Source organism: Ruegeria sp. HKCCD6157 (assembly GCF_013110685.1).
Classification (GTDB): Bacteria; Pseudomonadota; Alphaproteobacteria; order Rhodobacterales; family Rhodobacteraceae; genus Ruegeria.
This window is the reverse complement of the sequence record NZ_WVRB01000001.1, coordinates 472437-491126: the sequence shown is the minus strand read 5'-3', so window position 1 is coordinate 491126 and position 18690 is coordinate 472437. Positions and strand designations below refer to the sequence as shown.

Annotated in this window: 18 protein-coding genes; 6 read left to right on the top strand and 12 right to left on the bottom strand. The window is 59.9% G+C overall.

Going from position 1 to position 18690, the window contains the following annotated elements; translation table 11 throughout:
• Window positions 1–34: 34 nt before the first annotated feature.
• Together GS612_RS02190 and GS612_RS02185 are read right to left on the bottom strand one after the other, a co-directional pair.
• Window positions 35–403, bottom strand: a complete 369-nt coding sequence (locus GS612_RS02190) for a YigZ family protein (RefSeq protein ID WP_171638942.1) — start codon at window positions 401–403, stop codon at window positions 35–37.
• Window positions 400–1107, bottom strand: a complete 708-nt coding sequence (locus GS612_RS02185) for a M48 family metallopeptidase (RefSeq protein WP_171638941.1) — start codon at window positions 1105–1107, stop codon at window positions 400–402. The genes GS612_RS02190 and GS612_RS02185 overlap by 4 nt, the downstream gene beginning before the upstream one ends.
• Before the next feature lie 119 nt (window positions 1108–1226).
• Between GS612_RS02185 and GS612_RS02180 the strand changes: the two genes are divergently transcribed.
• A complete protein-coding gene (locus tag GS612_RS02180; protein ID WP_170346090.1) occupies window positions 1227–1475 on the top strand; it encodes a hypothetical protein in 249 nt (82 codons plus the stop codon).
• Here the strand turns inward: GS612_RS02180 and GS612_RS02175 are convergent.
• A complete protein-coding gene (locus GS612_RS02175) occupies window positions 1463–1738 on the bottom strand; it encodes a DUF167 domain-containing protein (RefSeq protein ID WP_171638940.1) in 276 nt (91 codons plus the stop codon). The genes GS612_RS02180 and GS612_RS02175 overlap by 13 nt on opposite strands.
• Window positions 1739–1873: 135 nt before the next feature.
• Between GS612_RS02175 and GS612_RS02170 the strand changes: the two genes are divergently transcribed.
• Window positions 1874–2452: a nitroreductase family protein gene (locus tag GS612_RS02170; RefSeq protein ID WP_171638939.1), complete on the top strand. Its 579-nt coding sequence runs from the start codon at window positions 1874–1876 to the stop codon at window positions 2450–2452.
• Window positions 2449–3147, top strand: a complete 699-nt coding sequence (locus GS612_RS02165) for an EI24 domain-containing protein (RefSeq protein ID WP_171232861.1) — start codon at window positions 2449–2451, stop codon at window positions 3145–3147. Before GS612_RS02170 ends, GS612_RS02165 begins: the two co-directional genes overlap by 4 nt.
• 6 nt (window positions 3148–3153) lie before the next feature.
• Here GS612_RS02165 and GS612_RS02160 read toward each other — a convergent pair whose 3' ends face one another.
• Window positions 3154–3426 carry a DUF1467 family protein gene (locus GS612_RS02160; protein ID WP_171228979.1) on the bottom strand — a complete coding sequence of 91 codons (273 nt, stop codon included), beginning with the start codon at window positions 3424–3426 and terminating at the stop codon, window positions 3154–3156.
• Window positions 3427–3449: 23 nt separating this feature from the next.
• The gene (gene mce / locus GS612_RS02155) at window positions 3450–3854 is read right to left on the bottom strand and encodes a methylmalonyl-CoA epimerase (protein ID WP_171232862.1); all 405 of its coding nucleotides are present in this window, start codon (window positions 3852–3854) and stop codon (window positions 3450–3452) included.
• 136 nt (window positions 3855–3990) lie between these two features.
• On the opposite strand from mce, the gene GS612_RS02150 reads away from it, so the two are divergent.
• On the top strand, window positions 3991–4710 hold the full coding sequence (locus GS612_RS02150; RefSeq protein WP_171638938.1) for a response regulator: 720 nt from the start codon (window positions 3991–3993) through the stop codon (window positions 4708–4710).
• Between the two features lie 171 nt (window positions 4711–4881).
• Here GS612_RS02150 and aspS read toward each other — a convergent pair whose 3' ends face one another.
• From aspS to GS612_RS02130, 4 genes are all read right to left on the bottom strand, one after another.
• Window positions 4882–6660, bottom strand: a complete 1779-nt coding sequence (gene aspS / locus GS612_RS02145) for an aspartate--tRNA ligase (protein WP_171638937.1) — start codon at window positions 6658–6660, stop codon at window positions 4882–4884.
• A gap of 77 nt (window positions 6661–6737) precedes the next feature.
• A complete protein-coding gene (locus GS612_RS02140; protein WP_371809264.1) occupies window positions 6738–7409 on the bottom strand; it encodes a CPBP family intramembrane glutamic endopeptidase in 672 nt (223 codons plus the stop codon).
• A complete protein-coding gene (locus GS612_RS02135) occupies window positions 7406–8053 on the bottom strand; it encodes an aminotransferase class IV family protein (protein WP_171638936.1) in 648 nt (215 codons plus the stop codon). Before GS612_RS02135 ends, GS612_RS02140 begins: the two co-directional genes overlap by 4 nt.
• Window positions 8008–9135 (bottom strand): aminodeoxychorismate synthase component I, encoded by a 1128-nt coding sequence (locus GS612_RS02130; RefSeq protein ID WP_171639911.1) that lies wholly within the window; start codon window positions 9133–9135, stop codon window positions 8008–8010. Before GS612_RS02130 ends, GS612_RS02135 begins: the two co-directional genes overlap by 46 nt.
• Before the next feature lie 177 nt (window positions 9136–9312).
• On the opposite strand from GS612_RS02130, the gene carB reads away from it, so the two are divergent.
• Window positions 9313–12657 (top strand): carbamoyl-phosphate synthase large subunit, encoded by a 3345-nt coding sequence (carB, locus tag GS612_RS02125; protein WP_171638935.1) that lies wholly within the window; start codon window positions 9313–9315, stop codon window positions 12655–12657.
• Between the two features lie 187 nt (window positions 12658–12844).
• Here the strand turns inward: carB and GS612_RS02120 are convergent, their stop codons facing one another.
• From GS612_RS02120 to GS612_RS02110, 3 genes are read right to left on the bottom strand one after another with little or no spacing between them, the layout of a single operon-like run.
• Entirely contained in the window at window positions 12845–15886 is a 3042-nt protein-coding gene (locus GS612_RS02120) for an efflux RND transporter permease subunit (RefSeq protein ID WP_171638934.1), read from the bottom strand.
• 11 nt (window positions 15887–15897) lie between these two features.
• Window positions 15898–16935, bottom strand: coding sequence for an efflux RND transporter periplasmic adaptor subunit (locus GS612_RS02115; RefSeq protein WP_171168889.1), 1038 nt, complete (start codon window positions 16933–16935; stop codon window positions 15898–15900).
• Window positions 16932–17399, bottom strand: coding sequence for a MarR family winged helix-turn-helix transcriptional regulator (locus GS612_RS02110; RefSeq protein WP_152458966.1), 468 nt, complete (start codon window positions 17397–17399; stop codon window positions 16932–16934). The genes GS612_RS02115 and GS612_RS02110 overlap by 4 nt, the downstream gene beginning before the upstream one ends.
• Window positions 17400–17558: 159 nt before the next feature.
• On the opposite strand from GS612_RS02110, the gene GS612_RS02105 reads away from it, so the two are divergent.
• Window positions 17559–18683 carry a beta-ketoacyl-ACP synthase III gene (locus GS612_RS02105; protein WP_171638933.1) on the top strand — a complete coding sequence of 375 codons (1125 nt, stop codon included), beginning with the start codon at window positions 17559–17561 and terminating at the stop codon, window positions 18681–18683.
• Window positions 18684–18690 lie beyond the last annotated feature (7 nt).

The following is an 18690-nucleotide window of genomic DNA, read 5'->3' as shown; positions in this document are numbered from 1 at the left end:
GTAGCGCATCCGCGAAGGCAAACATTGACTCAGGTCAAGATTGGACGCCGATGTGATCCAGATAGGCCCGCGTGGCATCCTGAACGCGGCGAAAGCGATCCCCGCCCAGTTTCTTGCCGCCATACCAGCGCGTCACGATAATTACGTGATTTTTCAGCCCGACGCGTTCGATCATCCGAAGGATCACCATGCCCGCGCCGCTTTCCCCATCATCAGCTTTCAACGCGCCGGTCGGCAAGGCCGCAGCCCAGGTGTTGTGGGTGGCCTTGGCATAGCTCTTGTCGGATTTCAAATCGTTCAGAACGGCGTCGATTTCAGCCCGCGTCGTGACCTGCGCCCCGGACACCGCGTATTTCGAGCCGCGATCCGTCAGGACGACACCCAGGCATGTGAGCCGGCTCATTGGGACAAACCCAACTGCTCTGCCGTTTCCCGCACGATCTGCACACGTTGTGCATTTGGTGGGTGCGTTCCCAAAAACCTGTCACCGGGATCCGGGATGCGATCAAAGAATCTTGCCCCGACCAACGGATTGTATCCCGCATTATACGTGATGATGGTTCCCAATTGGTCTGCCTCCAGCTCAAAGTCTTTCACATAAGCCTGAACGCCGACCTGCGCGCCCAGCTTTTGCGCCTCTTCAATGGCGGCGGCGTCCCCGCCGCGCAACTCTGCCACCCGCCCGAACTCAGCCGCGCTGGCGCTGGCGATTTCACTCTGCCTGGCGATATGCCCCAACACGTGGTGGGCTGCTTCATGCCCCATGACAAACGCCATTTCATCCGCGTTCTTGGTGGATTCGATCATCGAGCGGGTAAATATGATCACCGGCTGCTTGTTTTCATCCAGCGTCTGGAATGCATTGACCGAAGCCTGTGGGTTCAAGTCGACAAGAATCCGAAAGTCGCAATTCTGCCCGGTCGTCTGTTTCAGACACTGTCTGCGGGCTTCCGCCCCAACGGCCCGACTGACCTCTCGGAAGGTTTGCACCATCGGTTCGGCCTCAGGCTCATCCCCCAGCCATTCCTCGGCGGGTTGGACGCGCAAGGCCCCCTCTCCACATGCCGCGAGCAGCAGGGACAGCAAAAAAACAAACCATCTGTGCATGTCATATCCTTTGAGACCGAATGCCGTGATTTCAACATAGTACGACCGTGCCGGCGAAACCACACCGCCGGCTCAACGAACGGCTTGCATTGCGCCCCGGCGGCTTGCACTCTGGCCTCATGTTTACGATTGAGCATGAATTCGACTCGACGGTCATTACGCTTGTGGACGAAGGTGAACAACCTTTGCAGGAAGATGTGGTGATCAACAATTTCGCGGAATGCGTCACGCTGGAACAACTTGATCCCCGCACCGATCAAATACAGAAGATCACTTTGTCACCCGAGCAGGTGCGGGATCTGGCGGCCGCGCTGGATCTGCCCGAAGGTGTTTATCAAATTCGCGAAACCGGGCCTCAGGGGTCATAGGCAAACAGCTTGATCCGTGCGGATTGCCCCTGCTTCAGCGTCAGGGTCGAGGGCGCGACGCCAAGACATTCTGCAAGCAGCAACTGCACGGCCCTGTTGGCCTTGCCGCTTTCCGGCGGGGCCGTAACGAATACCTTGATCTGCCCGTCTTCGACGCTCACCCGATCGCGGGCCGCCTTGGGCGTCACCTTCAATTGGAACACGGCCCCGGCCTGCGCCATCGCGCTGAGATCCGGCAGATCACGCAGCTTGGATTTCGCCATTGTCTCCTCTTCTTTCTCAAAGTCTTGCACGAAGCTCGTCGTAATGAAATTGATCCACGCAATCCATTGGCGTGCCCTTGAAACGGGCAGGATACCGACCAAGATACAGAGTCGTGATGTAAAGGAAGTTAACATATGTCCCTGAAAAACCCCGCCGCTCTGGAGTTTTTGCAGTCGCGCCGGTCCCGGCCGGCCAAGACACTGGTTGCTCCGGCCCCAACGCGGGAGGAGTTGCTGCCATTGCTGACGGCCGCCGCCCGCAGCCCCGATCACGGCAAACTGGAGCCCTGGCGATTCATCGTTCTGGAAAAGGGCGCGATGCCACGTCTGGCGACCCTGACCGAGGCCTGCGGGAAAAGGCTGAACAAAAGCCCGGAAGACATCGCCAAGGCGCGCAGCCAGTTCGATATGGGGCATCTGACCGTCGCGGTCATCGAGGTTCGCAAACAATCCGAAAAGATTCCGGCCATCGAACAATCCTACTCTGCTGGCGCGGTCTGTCTGGCGCTGCTGAATGCCGCGCTGGCTGCGGGCTGGGGCGCCAATTGGCTGTCGGGTTGGCAAACACATGATCGCGAATTCTGTGTCGATGCTTTCGGGCTTGCCGAAAACGAACGCGTGGCCGGTTTGATTCATATCGCCACCGAGGGAGCGACCCCGCCGGAACGCCCGCGGCCCGACGTGGCCGCGTTGACAGAGTGGGTTTCGGAATGATCATCCTGAACGCCTTTTTCAGCGCACTTGGCCAGACCGGAGACCCCAGGTTTCGCGCCGTATTGCTGCGCGGCGTGGGCCTGACCATTCTGCTGCTGGTTCTGGCATGTGCAGGTGCGATCTGGTTGATCAACTGGCTGTCCGGCAGCGAAATCTCACTGCCGTTTGTGGGAGCTGTGCCGTGGCTGAACGACGTTCTGAACTATTCCGGTATCGTGCTCGTCCTGATCCTGCCCGTTTTTCTGATGGTGCCGGTCGCGTCGGCCATCACCTCGATCTTTCTGGACGAGGTGGCACAGGCGGTTGAGGACAAGCATTTTCCGGCGTTGCCGCCCGCACGGCGCATCCCGGCCTCAGAGGCGCTTATGGACGGTCTCAGCTTCCTTGGCGTTCTGATTGTGGCAAACCTGCTGGCGCTGATCCTCTATGCGATTTTCACCCCGCTTGCGCCTTTCATCTTCTGGGCGATGAACGGATTTTTGCTGGGGCGTGAATACTTTACCCTTGCCGCGATGCGAAGGATCGGGCGCGATGGCGCGCGCAAGCTGCGGGCCAAACATTCAACGACGATCTGGGTGGCGGGCACATTGATCGCCATTCCGCTTTCAGTGCCGCTGGTGAACCTGGTGATCCCGATCATCGGGGCCGCCACGTTCACCCATATCTATCATGCCTTGTCAGGCCAAAAGGCCTGACGGGGATTACCTTGGCTCCAACTGGTTCAGCCAGTCGAAATCCCGCACCGAGATCACGCCCGACAGGATGATTCCGGCGATGATCGCCCACAGAATCACAGAGATACCGGTGGTGATCCACATCTTTCTTTTCATGTGATGCACTTCCGGCGCGCCCGCATGCGTGCCGGGAACGATGTCACCCAGATCGCCCTGGGTTTTGATGCGAATGGGCAGCACCACCAACAACGTCATGAACCAGATGACGGCAAACAACACCAGCGCGGCAGTAATGGTCATTTCAGGCCCTCCGGGGCTGGGGGTTATACCTGCTCCAGCTCGACCAGGCAGCCGTTGAAATCCTTGGGGTGCAGAAACAGAACCGGTTTACCATGCGCACCGATCTTGGGCTCACCTGATCCCAGAACACGGGCTCCGGTCGCTTTCAGATGATCACGGGCCGCGATGATATCCTCGACCTCGTAACACACATGGTGGATGCCGCCGGCCGGGTTCTTTTCCAAAAACCCGTTGATCGGGCTGTCATCACCCAGCGGATACAGAAGTTCGATCTTGGTGTTGGGCAGTTCGATGAACACGACCGTGACACCATGATCCGGCTCGTCCTGCGGCGCGCCGACTTTGGCGCCCAGCGCGTTGCGGTATTGCTCGGACGCCGCATCAAGATCCGGTACGGCGATGGCGACGTGGTTCAGACGTCCAATCATGTCTCACTCCTGCTGTCCTGCGTTGCATGGGTTATGGGGGCTGATCCGCCAAAGGACAAGTGCGCCAAATCGCGCGTTAACGTCGTGTTAGCCAGAAGTTCCTAGCGTGAAGCATCTGCTGCATAGGAGAGCTGCCATGGACGATTCGGGCCTACTTGCCACCACCACCGCCGCGCCCACCGCGACTCGACCCTTGCTGGGTCAGACCATATTGGTTGTCGAAGACAGCCGGTACGCTTGCGATGCCATCCGCCTGATGTGCCTACACAGCGGCGCGCGCATTCGCCGTGCGGATTGCCTGAAATCGGCCCGAAGGCATCTACAGATCTATCGGCCTTCGGTCATCCTGGTCGATATGGGCCTGCCGGACGGTCCCGGCGCCGACCTGATCGCCGAATTGGCCGAGGCCACGCCCCGTATCAGTGTCATCATGGGCCTTTCGGGCGATGACGGCAGCGAAGACATGGCTCTGGCGGCCGGCGCGGATGGGTTTTTGTCCAAGCCGCTAAAATCAATGTCACATTTTCAAAAATCCATTCTGGAACGCCTGCCAGAGGACCGGCGGCCCAGCGGGCTTCATGCCGTGCGCGATGAAATCATCCGCCCGGACCCTTTGGCTTATCAGGACGACATGGCCCATATCGCCGATGTGCTCGCAGGTCCCAACGATCACCGTACATTGGACTACGCCGCACAGTTCCTGCACGGCGTCGCGCGCGAGGCAAATGACAGGCCCTTGGCGGAAGCAGCGCGAAAGCTGGCATTGTCACGCGCGAACGGGACGCCGATCATGGCGCAGGCGGCGCAGGTTGCCGGGATGGTGCAGAACCGACTGGAACAGCGAGAGGCGCTTTGAAATGGTGACAGCCTATTTCATCACTGCAACCCTTTTGTGCATCTGGCTGTACCGCCAAACACGGCAGGCCGCGCGTTCCATCCGCGTCAACCGAACCAATCTGAAAGACCCGCTGGACTGACACAGGCTGCCTGCGTGAAAAAATCCGCCCGCGATACGCGGGCGGTTTTCTTACTGGTCCTGAGGGATAATGCGAAGACCCAGTTCCATCAACTGATCCGAGGTCGGGTCCGAAGGTGCGTCCATCATCAGATCTTCGGCACGCTGGTTCATCGGGAACATCATGACTTCGCGGATATTGGCCTCATCTGCCAACAGCATCACGATCCGGTCGATACCAGCCGCGCATCCACCGTGTGGCGGGGCGCCGTAGTGGAAGGCATTGAACAGGGCACCAAAGCGGGATTTTACTTCTTCCTCGCCATAGCCTGCCAGTTCAAAGGCCTTCAGCATGATTTCCGGCTTGTGGTTCCGGATCGCGCCTGAAACCAGCTCGTACCCGTTGCACGCCAGATCATACTGGTAGCCGCGCACATCCAGCGGGTTGCCCTGCAACGCCTCCATACCGCCCTGCGGCATCGAGAACGGGTTGTGCTCAAAGTCGATCGCGCCGGTTTCTTCGTCTTGCTCATAGATCGGGAAATCCACGATCCAGGCAAAGGCAAAACGGTCTTTTTCGGTCAGGTTCAATTCCTCACCGATCACGTCACGCGCCTTACCGGCAACCTTTTCAAAGGCTTTTGGCTTGCCGCCCAGGAAGAAGGCTGCATCGCCGACACCCAGACCCAGTTGCTGACGGATTGCCTCGGTGCGCTCGGGGCCAATGTTCTTGGCCAGCGGTCCCGCAGCCTCCATCCCTTCACCCTGATCGCGCCAGAAGATATAGCCCATGCCTGGCAGACCCTCTTTCTGGGCAAAGGCGTTCATGCGGTCGCAGAACTTGCGGCTGCCGCCGCCCGGCGCGGGGATCGCGCGGATCTCGGTGCCTTCCTGTTCAAGCAGCTTGGCGAAGATCGCGAAACCGGAACCGCGGAAATGCTCGGATACCACCTGCATCTTGATGGGGTTCCGCAGGTCCGGCTTGTCGGTGCCGTACCACAGCGCCGCGTCCTTGTAGGAAATTTGCGGCCAGTCCTGATCAACCTTGCGACCGCCGCCAAATTCTTCGAACACGCCGGTCAGAACAGGTTGAATGACGTCGAACACGTCCTGCTGCTCGACAAAGGACATCTCGAGATCCAGCTGGTAGAAGTCGGTGGGCGACCTGTCTGCCCGTGGATCTTCGTCCCGGAAACAGGGTGCAATCTGGAAATACTTGTCGAAGCCCGACACCATGATCAGCTGCTTGAACTGCTGCGGGGCTTGCGGCAACGCATAGAATTTGCCCGGATGCAGGCGCGAGGGCACCAGAAAGTCGCGCGCGCCTTCGGGTGACGAGGCGGTGATGATCGGCGTCTGATACTCGCGAAAGCCCTGATCCCACATCCGTTTGCGCATGGACGCAACCACGTCCGAGCGCAGGGTCATGTTCCGTTGCATCGCCTCGCGGCGCAGGTCCAGATAGCGATAGCGCAGGCGGGTTTCCTCGGGGTATTCCTGATCGCCGAAGACCATCAGCGGCAATTCGTCGGCGGCCCCCAGAACTTCCAGTTCGCGTACGTAAACCTCGATCTCGCCGGTGGGCAGTTTCGGGTTCACCAGGTCCGGGTCACGGGCTTTGACGGTGCCGTCGATACGGATGCACCATTCGGACCGCACCTTTTCAAGCTCGGCAAAGGCGGCGCTGTCGCCGTCGCACAGGATCTGGGTTACGCCGAAATGGTCGCGAAGATCGATGAACAGCACGCCCCCATGATCTCGAACCCGATGCACCCAACCGGACAGGCGAACGGTTTCTCCAACATTGGCGGCGGTCAAGGCGGCGCAGGTGTGGCTGCGATAGGCGTGCATGGAATATCCCTTCGGGCGCAGAATTCGTCGCGCCGATACACCCTGTCAGCCCCGGAAAGTCAAGGCGGGTTGCCCCTTCAAAACGGCCTTTGCACATTGCCCGAGTAGAAATATACGCCCAGCCCCACCGCAAAAATGATATTGCCCGCAATTGCGTGCAGCAACACCGCATAGAAGAATGACCCACGCTGCCGGTAGGCCCATGTGAACAGCAGGCCGCCGGCGAATGTCATCAGTGCGACGATCCAGCTCCAGTACATCAGGTGCGCGAACGAAAATATGGCCGCGTTAAGCAGATAGGCCGCACGCCCATCCGGCAGGATCGCGTGATAGCGGCGAAAGAACAGAGGGCGGAACAGCAGCTCTTGCGGCAGCGCTGACAAAAGTGGGTAGCCGACCCAGATGAAGGCCAGCATTTCCGGGCGGTGCACAAGCAGGAAGAACGCGGCCTCCGGGCGCGTGATCTGAATCAGACCAAAACAAAAGGCAGCCACGATGGCAGAGAACAAAGCCACCTCGCGCAGGGTCCAGTTGGCCCAGTCGTAACGAAGCTCGGCCCATTGAAACCCGGGCGTCCGGTGCAGCAGCACGATACCAAGTCCGGTCAGCGCAAACAGCGCCGGAAACATCCAGTTCGGAGGGAAAAGAACAGCGATCAGCAGCGGCAAGCCAATATAGAACAGGTTAAATTCCAGCCGCAGCCGTCGCAATGCAACCGGCGGTCCGATCATCATGCTGTTTTTTGTCACCCGTCTATCAGCTCCACCTCGATCAGTCCGCGCAGTGAATTTCCGATCCGCACAGTTTGCGCATTTTTCAGGTCGGTCAAGGTCAGCACGGCTTCGGTGACTGCTTTGTTTTCCAGCAGTTCTTCGCGCAGTATCCCCGGCAAGAGCCCACAGGACAAAGCGGGCGTCAGAACCCGGCCATCAGGCATTTCCATAAACAGGTTCGTGATGGTGCCTTCACAAAGCTCATCCAGTTCATTCAGAAACAACAGTTCGTCCACCCCTTCGGGCAGCGCTGCGCGCGCGGAATCATAGAGCGCACGGCGCGTGGTCTTGTGACGCAACCACAGGTCATTCGAAGCCAGACGCTGATCCGACAGAGCGACGCGCCAGGTTCTGGGATTGTCCACCAGTTCGCCGGTCGACAGATCGAACGAGCCCGACACATCCAGCGTAAGACGGCAACGCAGCGGGGAGTCACAAGCAGCGCCACTCAGTCGGGCGGTCGCTTCATCGGGGTTGAAAGGAATCTCGAACACCCGCGCAGTACGGGCCATTCGTGCAAGATGGCGGTCCAGCCTGACAAAGCCCTGATCCGGGCGGAAGGCCAGTGTTTCAATCAGGCTGAAATCAGGTTCAGCTGGCGGGCGAAGCGGGCTTTCCATAACGCCTCCTCATACTCTGACGGGGCGGTGCTGTCCCAAACGACACCGCCGCCTACGTTCAGAGTGGCCTGATCATCCTCAAGCATCAAGGTGCGGATGGCCACGTTGAACTCGGACCGACCATCAGGCGCGGCCCAGCCAATCGTCCCGCAATAGATGTCGCGCGCCCATGGCTCCAGTTCCGCCAGAATTTCCATCGCGCGGATCTTGGGGGCTCCGGTGATCGACCCGCAGGGAAACAGTGCCGTCAGTATTTCACCCAACCCCACGCATTTGTGCAGCTGCGCCCGCACCAGCGAGACCATCTGATGCACGGTAGCATAGGTTTCCACCCGGAACAGGTCGGGCACATGAACGGATCCGGGCAGCGCGACGCGGCTGATGTCGTTGCGCAGCAAATCAACAATCATCAGGTTCTCGGCCCGATTCTTTTCGTCCGCGCTCAGAAAAGCCCGGCGGCGCGCATCCTCATCCGGGTCTTCACTGCGCGGTTGCGTGCCCTTCATCGGCCGGGTTTCGATCCGTCCACCCTCATCGGTGCGGAAAAACAACTCCGGCGAGCGGCTGAGCAGATCGGGCAGCCCATCCTGCTGCACCAGTGCTCCGTGGCCCACCGGCTGCCCCGCCGTCAGCGCGGCATAGAGCATTTCGCTGTTGCCCGAGACGGTCAGATCAATCGGAAAGGTCAGGTTGGCCTGATAGATGTCGCCGGCACCGATGGCGTCATGCACGGCCCTGAAGGCCTTGCCGTATCGCGCTTCATCCCATCGCGGCCGGACTGCGCCCACTTCGCCCGCAGGCGACGGAAGGGCGACCCGATCCGGTGCATCATAGACCCCAAAGCACAACAAAGGCAGGCGTCGTTCTTCCGGCAAAAGACCATTGAGCCGGGGTTCAAGCGCATAGCCAAGTTCGTAACTGGCATACCCAGCCAGCCAGGCACCAGCTGCGCGCGCCTCGTCCAGTGCCGCCAGAGCCTGGGGCACGTCCTCCGCCACATCCGCGCGGATCACCTGAGACGGACGCTGAAACCGGGTTCCTCGCCCGGCCGGTCCCTGATCGAAACGAATACGCACTTGCATCCTCATTTGCCGTGAGGGGCCATATAGAGAATACTCTGCCAAGTGAAAGAGGGGAAAGCGGCAATTTCGCCCCTGTTTCCGATACCTCTTGCACCTTTTTGCGCGGTCCCTATAACGCAGGACAATTTGGGCGCTGGGGCGGTGCCCTGACTCGCGGACAATCGAAGGAACAAGGCCATGCCGAGAAGAACCGACATCCAGTCGATCATGATCATTGGGGCGGGCCCCATTGTTATCGGTCAGGCCTGTGAATTCGACTATTCCGGTGCTCAGGCCTGCAAGGCCCTGCGAGAGGAAGGATACCGGGTCATTCTGGTGAACTCGAACCCGGCGACGATCATGACCGACCCCGGTCTAGCCGACGCCACCTATATCGAGCCGATCACACCCGAAGTGGTCGCCAAGATCATCGAGAAAGAACGCCCTGACGCCCTGTTGCCCACCATGGGCGGACAGACCGGCCTGAACACCTCGCTGGCACTGGAAGAAATGGGTGTGCTGGAAAAATTCGGCGTCGAGATGATCGGCGCCAAGCGCGATGCCATCGAAATGGCCGAAGACCGCGCCCTGTTCCGCGAGGCGATGGACCGGCTGGGCATCGAAAACCCCAAGGCCGAGATCGTTACCGCCCCCAAGGACGAGAGCGGCAAGAAAGACCTGGATGCCGGTGTGGCGCTGGCCCTTGAAACCCTTGAAACCGTGGGGCTTCCTGCCATCATCCGCCCGGCCTTTACACTGGGCGGCACCGGTGGCGGCGTGGCGTATAACCGCGAGGATTACATCCATATTTGCCGCTCGGGTATGGATGCCTCGCCCGTAGGTCAGATCCTGATCGACGAAAGCCTTCTGGGCTGGAAAGAATACGAAATGGAGGTGGTGCGCGACACTGCCGACAACGCCATCATCGTGTGTTCCATCGAAAACGTCGATCCGATGGGCGTGCATACGGGTGACTCGATCACCGTGGCCCCTGCCCTTACGCTAACCGACAAAGAATACCAGATCATGCGCAATCACTCGATTGCCGTGCTGCGTGAAATCGGTGTCGAAACCGGCGGCTCAAACGTGCAATGGGCGATCAATCCGGTCGATGGCCGCATGGTCGTGATCGAGATGAACCCGCGCGTGTCGCGCTCGTCGGCGCTGGCGTCGAAGGCGACCGGTTTCCCGATTGCCAAGATCGCCGCAAAACTGGCCGTGGGCTATACGCTGGATGAGCTGGACAACGACATCACCAAAGTCACCCCGGCCTCGTTCGAGCCGACCATCGACTATGTCGTGACAAAAATTCCGAAATTCGCCTTCGAGAAATTCCCCGGTTCCGAACCCTATCTGACCACCGCGATGAAGTCGGTGGGCGAGGCGATGTCGATTGGCCGTACGATCCACGAATCGATGCAAAAGGCACTGGCCTCGATGGAATCGGGCCTGACCGGCTTTGATGAGGTCGAAATCCCCGGCCTGAACGTGGGCCTCTGGGACGAGGCCGACGACAAGGCCGCCGTGATCAAGGCGATCAGCCAGCAGACACCCGACCGCCTGCGCACCATTGCGCAAGCGATGCGCCATGGCCTGAGCGATGACGAGATTTTCGGCGTCACCAAGTTCGACCCTTGGTTCCTGGCCCGCATCCGCGAGATCGTCGAGGCCGAGCGTCAGCTCCGCAAGGACGGCCTGCCCGTCACCGAGGACGGCATCCGCAAGCTGAAAATGCTGGGCTTCACCGATGCGCGTTTGGGCAAGCTGACGGGCCGTGACGAAGACAACGTCCGCCGCGCGCGCCGCAATCTGGGCGTTTCAGCGGTGTTCAAACGCATCGACACCTGCGCGGCCGAGTTCGAGGCGCAGACACCTTACATGTATTCAACCTACGAAGCGCCCATGATGGGCGAGGTCGAATGCGAGGCGCGCCCGAGCGACCGCAAAAAGGTCGTCATTCTTGGCGGCGGCCCAAACCGCATCGGTCAGGGCATCGAGTTCGACTATTGCTGCTGCCACGCCTGCTTCGCGCTGACCGAAGCGGGGTATGAAACCATCATGATCAACTGCAACCCCGAGACGGTTTCGACCGATTATGACACTTCGGATCGCTTGTATTTCGAGCCGCTGACCTTTGAACACGTCATGGAAATCCTGACGAAGGAACAGGAAAACGGCACGCTGCACGGCGTCATTGTTCAGTTCGGTGGACAGACACCGCTGAAACTGGCCAACGCGCTCGAGGCCGAGGGCATCCCGATCCTGGGCACCACGCCCGACGCGATTGACCTGGCCGAAGACCGCGAGCGTTTTCAGGCGCTGGTCAATGAGCTAGGGCTGAAACAGCCCAAGAACGGCATCGCCTCGACCGACACGCAGGCGTTGGAAATCGCTGAGGAAATCGGCTTCCCGCTGGTGATCCGCCCGTCCTACGTTCTGGGTGGCCGCGCGATGGAGATCGTGCGCGACATGGACCAGCTGAAACGCTACATCAACGAAGCCGTGGTGGTCTCGGGCGACAGCCCCGTTCTGCTGGACAGCTATCTGGCTGGCGCGGTCGAGCTGGACGTGGACGCGCTGTGCGACGGCACCGATGTGCATGTGGCAGGCATCATGCAGCATATCGAAGAGGCCGGCGTGCACTCGGGCGATAGCGCCTGTTCGCTGCCGCCCTATTCGCTGTCGAAAGAGATCATCGCGCAGATCAAAGATCAGGCGTTCAAGCTGGCCAAGGCGCTGAACGTTGTCGGCCTGATGAATGTTCAGTTCGCGATCAAGGATGACGAGATCTACCTGATCGAGGTCAACCCGCGCGCCTCGCGCACCGTGCCGTTCGTGGCAAAGGCCACCGACAGCGCGATTGCATCCATCGCCGCGCGCGTCATGGCGGGCGAAAAGCTGGCGAGCTTCCCGCAGCGTCCGCCCTACAAGACCGTGGACGACACCAAGATCGCAGATCAGATGACGCTGGCCGATCCGGACATGCCATGGTTCTCGGTGAAAGAGGCGGTCCTGCCCTTCGCCCGTTTTCCGGGCGTCGATACCATCCTGGGCCCTGAAATGCGCTCGACCGGCGAGGTCATGGGCTGGGACCGCGATTTCCCGCGCGCCTTCCTCAAGGCGCAGATGGGCGCAGGTATGGTTCTGCCGACCTCGGGCCGGGCCTTCATTTCGATCAAGGATGCCGACAAGGGCGCGGCGATGCTCGAGGCCGCCCAGGTTTTGGTCGAACAAGGCTTCACGCTGGTCGCCACCCGCGGCACGCAAAGCTGGCTGGCGGAACAGGGTGTGCCATGCGAAGTGGTCAACAAGGTCTATGAGGGCCGCCCGGACGTGGTCGACATGCTGAAAGACGGTCAGGTTCAACTGCTGATGAACACCACCGAAGGCGCGCAGGCGGTCGAGGACAGCAAGGCCATCCGGTCCATCGCGCTTTATGACAAGATCCCGTATTACACCACGGCCGCCGCAAGCCATGCTGCCGCTCTGGCGATCAAGGCGCAGGCCGAAGGGGATGTCGAGGTGAAGTCGTTACAGGGCTAACCCGCCTGAGCCACAATTGGCTCATCAGTGAACGAAAAGAGGCGCGCCCGTTGACCTGAACGCAACGGGCGCGCATTTCTGGTTCTCGTAATCTTCACTGCACTGGCCGCCTGTGACGTGCCGTTTGTTCCTTTGATCTAACCTGATTGGACCCAGCTTTTCAGCTGGACCCACAAGAGGCCAGTGTTCAGGCTGCCAGCGCCTCGCGTTTTTCATCGCGCGCAAAGAAGAGCAGGTAGAACACCGGCGCGGCGACCATTGTCAGGACGGTCGCAAAAGCCAGCCCGCCCATGATCGTCACCGCCATCGAGACGAAGAACGCATCGGTCAGCAGCGGCGCCATGCCCAGAATGGTCGTGATCGCAGCCAGCATCACCGGGCGCAAACGCGAGACCGAGGCTTCGACGATGGATTCGCGCAGGGGCTTGCCCGTGGCGCGAACCAGGTCGATCTCTTCCACCAGCACGATGCCGTTCTTGATCAGCATGCCCGACAGGCTGAGCAGGCCCAGAAGGGCTGTAAAGGTGAAGGGCAGCCCAGTTCCCAACAGGCCGATGACCACGCCGTTGACCGACATCGGAACCAGCAGCCAGATGATGATCGGCTGTCGGATCGCGTTGAACAGCAGGACCGAGATCAGAACCATGATCAGCAGGCTCAGCGGCAATTGTTTGCCCAGGCTTTCTTGCGCATCGCGCGAGTTTTCGAACTCACCGCCCCACTCCATCTTGTATCCGGGGGGTAATTCGATTGCCTCGATGGCGTCCCGAACTTCGGCGTGTACCTGAGCCGCCGTCAGGTCGGGCGGGATGTCCGCGCCGACGGTGATGGTCAGAACACGATCGCGGCGATGAACCAGCGTATTGAGGGATTTGTACTCGAATCCATCGACCATCTGTTCGATTGGTACAAATTTCCCGGATTGGTCCGAATACACCACCTGATCGACGATGGAATAATCTCCGTCCGCCGGACGACGCAGGATGATAGGGATCAGGCGGTCGCGTTCCCGCAGCACACCGCCCGTGATGCCATCGGTCGAAAATTGCAGCGTGGCCGCAATGTCTTCGCGCGTAACACCCGCGGTCTGGGCCCGTTCCGTGGCATAGATCGGCTGCACCGCCAGTTCCTGTTCGCGCCAGTCATGATGAACGAGCAGGGCGTTGGGCGACGCCGCCGCCATGCGCTGCACAGCCTCGTCCGCAAGTTGTCGCAGTACCACCGGATCGCTGCCCGAGAACCGGGCCTGGATCGGATCGCCGCCGCCGGGGCCAAACACCAGGCGCTTGGTTCCGAACTCGCCTTCGGGGAACTGGACCGACCCGAACGCTTCCAGATCCGCTTGCAAGGCCGGGATGTCATCCAGACTTTCCGTGCGGATGATCATGTGACCATAGCTCGGGTTCGGTTTCTCTGCCGAATAGGTCAGCATGAACCGGGTTGCCCCCTGACCGACGAATGTCGTGACCGAAACCACGTCATCGCGTTGGGTCAGCCAATCTTCGAAAACCGCCATGTCCTGTGCCGTGCGGGCAATCGGCGTGCCTTGAGGCAGCTTGTAATGCACAAAGAACAAAGGCGTGTTCGAGTTGGGGAAGAATTGTTGTTTCATCAACCCGAACCCGGCATAGCACGCAACGGTTACGGCGATGAGACCCGCAACAACCAGCCACCGGAAACGGAGCGCAAACCGCAGGATCGCGCCATATGTGCGGAACAGGATGCCCCCGTAGGCGTCGATCTCACCCTCCTCGCCCTGCTTGAAGAAATAGTGCCCAAGCAAAGGCGTGACCGTGATGGCAAGTATCCAGCTGAGCAGCAGCGAAATGCCGATCACCGCAAACAGGGAAAACAGAAACTCGCCCGTTGCGTCGGGGCTAAGACCGATGCCTGCAAAGGCCATGATACCGATTACGGTGGCCCCCAGCAGCGGGATCTGGGTTTTCGACGCCACATCTTCAGCCGCATCGCGCGAAGGTTTTCCTCGCAACATCGCGATCTGCATCCCTTCGGCCACCACGATGGCATTGTCCACAAGCATACCCATGGCAATGATCAGCGCACCCAGGGAAATCCGTTCCATCTCGATCGAGAACAGCGACATGAACAGAAGCGTGCCGACTACGGTCAGCAACAGGGTCGAACCGACGACGATGGCCGCGCGCCAGCCCATGAAGATTCCCAGTACGGCGACCACGATGGCCACTGACATGGCCAGATTCACCAGAAAGTCGTTCGAGGCCTGCTCGACCACCACATGTTGCTGATAGATCGGCAGAATATCGACACCGAAGGGGATATTCGCATCCAGCTCGGCGAATTTGGCGTCAGCCCGCTTGCCGACCTCGACGATGTTTTCCGTCGCCAGACCGGCGATGCCGAGGGTAAAGGCTTCGGTCCCGTTGTAGCGGATCATGATGTCCGGATCGTTCTGACGGGCGCGATAGACATCGGACATGTCGAACAGGTTGATCACCTGCCCTTGCGAGCCGACAGACAGGCCCGCAATGGCCGAGACACTGTCCGAACCCTCGGCCGTCAGAATGGTGGTACGGGCATCTACAGACCTTAAAGACCCCGAGGAATTCACCGAATCCGCATTGGCAATGGCTTCGTTGATCGCTTGCAGCGGGACGTTCTGGTTCACCGAGATCGCCAGATCGGGCTCTACAAAAATCGCCTCGTCCGGCAGGCCCTGAACCTCGACATCGGCGACGCCGTCCACGGTCAGCAGTTCGCGACGTAGAAACGTCGCCAGTTCATGCTTTTCGGCGTCCGAAAACCCTTCGGCAGTCACCGCATAGAACAGGCCGAACACATCACCGAACCCGTCATTCACATAGGGTTGGCTGACACCCGACGGAAGCCCGCGGGCGGCATCGCGCACCTTGGCCCGCAGGCGGGTCCAGATATCGGGCAGTTCGGTGCCGTCGTAGGTCGACTTGATCTCTACTTCGATCAGCGATTGTCCGGGTTGGTTGACCGAGGTGATGACATCCACCTCGCCCATCTGCTGGATCGCGGATTCAAGGGGTTCGGACACTTCAAGCGCCACCTGTTCCGCCGTGGCACCGGGATATTGCGTGGCGATGACCGCGTTCTTGATGGTGAAAGCCGGGTCTTCCAAACGACCAAGCGACGTGAATCCCCAGATGCCACCGAAGAGGGCAATGAGGATGATCAGCCATGTGTAAAGCGGTCGATCAATCGAGGCGCGCGCGATGTTCATCTGTCTGCCCCTCAGTTCGCGAAGCCGGTGAACCGGCGCACGGGCTGACCGTCTGTCAGCACAGCACCGCCAGCCACAACAACTTCGTCACCGTCGGACAAGCCCTTCAACACCCGAACATCGCCCGACTGCGTGGGTTCGATTGTCACCGGAACGCGGCGGACCGTGCCTTCATCCGCGCCAGCCGGAGAGAACACCATGACGCTCAGCTCACCTGTTGCATCCGCGATGACGGCCGTCGCCGGCACGATGATGCCTGTGCGCTCGTCCTGGACCTTTACGTTGACGGTGACGGACGAGCCGGGAAGAATTTGCAGCCCCTCGGGCGGGGTCAGGCCGAACTGAATGCGGAAGGTCTGCCCGACGCTGGAAGTTTCAGCGTCGAATTCACGGATTTCCAGCGGGAAGACTTCATCGCTTACGGGGAATTTGGCGGTGATGGTGATGTCGTCGTTCTGGCCCGAGCGTTGAAACAGGATCTCGGGCACATCCACCTCGATGCGCAATTCGGACATGTCGTGGATGCGGACGATCGGCGTGCCGGCCGATACGGTGGTAAAAGCCTCGACCGCGCGGCTGGAGACCAGCGCGTCAAATGGCGCGGTCAGAGTCGCGTGTTCCAGTTCGTATTCGGCATCGCGCAGAGCGATCGCGGCCAGTTGCGCTTCGGTCTCTGCGTCATCGACCGCCACCTGGCTGGCCGTGGTGCCCCGCAACCGCGACAGGCGTGCGACGGTTCGGTCGGCCTGTTCCTTTTGCAGCTGCGCCCGCTCGAGCCGCAGTTCGAACGGCTCCTGATCCAGTCGCGCAATCAGGCCTCCTTTGGGGATGACAAACCCTTCGTTGACCGGCATTTCGACGATCTGACCGGCGACCTGAAAGGCAAGATCGACCGTCTGCCGCGCGGCAACACGACCGAAGAACTGGCGGGTGAAGCCGGGCGTTGTTTCGTGCACCTGCATCAGCTTGACCGGTTTCGGAGTATCTTGAGCGGCAATCGGAGTTGCCAAAACGGCCAGTGCAAGGCCCAGAGAGGTCAGGAGTTTCATTTCTTCAGTCCCTCGGGAATTCCCGTTTTCAAAACGTTGTCACGGATTTTGCGCGCCAGTCGCGCGAATTCGGCTGTTTCTTCGTCGTTCAGGCCCGAGGCCCTGTGAAACAGGTCTCCGGCCTCGGCCACCAGCATGTTGCGGGCTTCTTCGCCACGCTCGGTCAGCACCAGCAACCAGGCGCGGCGGTCTTCGGGGTCACGCTCGCGCGTGAGATAGCCGGCTTTTTCCAGCGAATCCGCGGTGGCGGTGATTGTGGACGGTACACTCAGCATATCCGCAGCCAGAACCCCCATGCGTTTCGGCTGATCCAGCTTGATCAGCATGTGGCATTCGGGGTGGCTCAGGTCGGTTTCGATGCTGTCGAATGTCTCTTCCAGTTTCCAGTACAGGGCATATACCCCCATGATCGCCTGAATCTCGGGGCTGAGGCGGCCAAGCCTGGTGCTGATATCGTCGGGCATCGGGGATCTCCGCGCGTTTGGAGGGGTCATATACTTCAGTTTCTGAACTATTCAAGATATGAAGCTACGGCTTTACGCACATTCCCTTAGGTCAACATACCTTGATCAAATCACAACGTGACTGCATTTTGGGCAAATCCGAAACATTCAGGGCTCGCCATGTATACCCCCGCCATCACCGGTACCGGTGTCTTCACGCCTCAGAACGTCATCACCAATGCCGAGCTTGTCGAGGCATTCAACGCTTATGCCGACAAACAGAACGCCAAGAATGCCGAAGCCATCGCCGCCGGACAGATGGAGCCGATGCAGCATTCATCGGAAGAGTTCATCGTCAAGGCATCGGGGATCGAAAACCGCTACGTGATGGACAAGAGCGGCGTGCTGGACCCGGACGTGATGCATCCACTGCTGCGGCAGCGCAGCGATGATGAACCCGGCATCATGACCGAAATGGCGGTGGATGCCTGCAACAAGGCGCTGGCACAGGCGGGGCGTACGGCGGCGGATGTTGATCTGGTAATCTGCGCGGCTTCGAACCACGAGCGCGCCTATCCGGCGATTGCGATCGAAATCCAGCAGGAACTGGGGATCAACGGGTTCGGCTTTGACATGAACGTCGCCTGTTCGTCAGCCACGTTCGGCATTCAGGCCGCGGCGGATATGGTGCGGTCGGGATCGGTGCGGGCGGCGTTGGTGGTGAACCCCGAAATCTGCTCGGGCCATCTGGAGTGGCGCGACCGCGATTGCCATTTCATCTTTGGCGATGTGGCGACGGCAACGCTGATCGAACGGATCGAAGACGCAAAAGGGCCGCATTTCGAAATCCTGTCGACGCGCTGCGCCACTGCGTTTTCCAACAATATCCGCAACAACAACGGCTTTCTGCGCCGCTCGCGCCCTGATGGGCTGACTGACCGGCGCGACATGCAGTTCATGCAGAACGGTCGGAAAGTATTCAAGGAAGTACTGCCGATGGTCAGCAAGCATATCAGCGACCACATGGATGCCGAAGGGGTCGGAAACTCTGATCTGAAACGCCTGTGGCTGCATCAGGCCAACAAGACGATGAACGACTTCATCGGCAAGAAAGTTCTGGGCCGCGAACCCGAGCCGGGCGAGCAACCCAACATCCTTCAGGATTATGCCAACACGTCATCTGCGGGGTCGATCATCGCGTTTTCGAAGTATTCGGACGACTTGCAGGAGGGTGATCTGGGCCTGATCTGCTCTTTCGGCGCCGGGTATTCGGTCGGGTCGGTGATCGTGAAGCGCCACACCTGACGGTTGA

Coding starts and splice junctions, on each gene's coding strand:
- GS612_RS02135 (WP_171638936.1), bottom strand. CDS start 8,053: ATGGAAAGCCCGCTTCGCCCGCCAGCTGAACCTGATTTCAGCCTGATT.
- GS612_RS02110 (WP_152458966.1), bottom strand. CDS start 17,399: ATGCCCGACGATATCAGCACCAGGCTTGGCCGCCTCAGCCCCGAGATT.
- GS612_RS02120 (WP_171638934.1), bottom strand. CDS start 15,886: ATGAACATCGCGCGCGCCTCGATTGATCGACCGCTTTACACATGGCTG.
- GS612_RS02150 (WP_171638938.1), top strand. CDS start 3,991: ATGGACGATTCGGGCCTACTTGCCACCACCACCGCCGCGCCCACCGCG.
- carB (WP_171638935.1), top strand. CDS start 9,313: ATGCCGAGAAGAACCGACATCCAGTCGATCATGATCATTGGGGCGGGC.
- GS612_RS02130 (WP_171639911.1), bottom strand. CDS start 9,135: ATGCAAGTGCGTATTCGTTTCGATCAGGGACCGGCCGGGCGAGGAACC.
- mce (WP_171232862.1), bottom strand. CDS start 3,854: ATGATTGGACGTCTGAACCACGTCGCCATCGCCGTACCGGATCTTGAT.
- GS612_RS02190 (WP_171638942.1), bottom strand. CDS start 403: ATGAGCCGGCTCACATGCCTGGGTGTCGTCCTGACGGATCGCGGCTCG.
- aspS (WP_171638937.1), bottom strand. CDS start 6,660: ATGCACGCCTATCGCAGCCACACCTGCGCCGCCTTGACCGCCGCCAAT.
- GS612_RS02105 (WP_171638933.1), top strand. CDS start 17,559: ATGTATACCCCCGCCATCACCGGTACCGGTGTCTTCACGCCTCAGAAC.
- GS612_RS02170 (WP_171638939.1), top strand. CDS start 1,874: ATGTCCCTGAAAAACCCCGCCGCTCTGGAGTTTTTGCAGTCGCGCCGG.
- GS612_RS02160 (WP_171228979.1), bottom strand. CDS start 3,426: ATGACCATTACTGCCGCGCTGGTGTTGTTTGCCGTCATCTGGTTCATG.
- GS612_RS02175 (WP_171638940.1), bottom strand. CDS start 1,738: ATGGCGAAATCCAAGCTGCGTGATCTGCCGGATCTCAGCGCGATGGCG.
- GS612_RS02115 (WP_171168889.1), bottom strand. CDS start 16,935: ATGAAACTCCTGACCTCTCTGGGCCTTGCACTGGCCGTTTTGGCAACT.
- GS612_RS02165 (WP_171232861.1), top strand. CDS start 2,449: ATGATCATCCTGAACGCCTTTTTCAGCGCACTTGGCCAGACCGGAGAC.
- GS612_RS02180 (WP_170346090.1), top strand. CDS start 1,227: ATGTTTACGATTGAGCATGAATTCGACTCGACGGTCATTACGCTTGTG.
- GS612_RS02185 (WP_171638941.1), bottom strand. CDS start 1,107: ATGCACAGATGGTTTGTTTTTTTGCTGTCCCTGCTGCTCGCGGCATGT.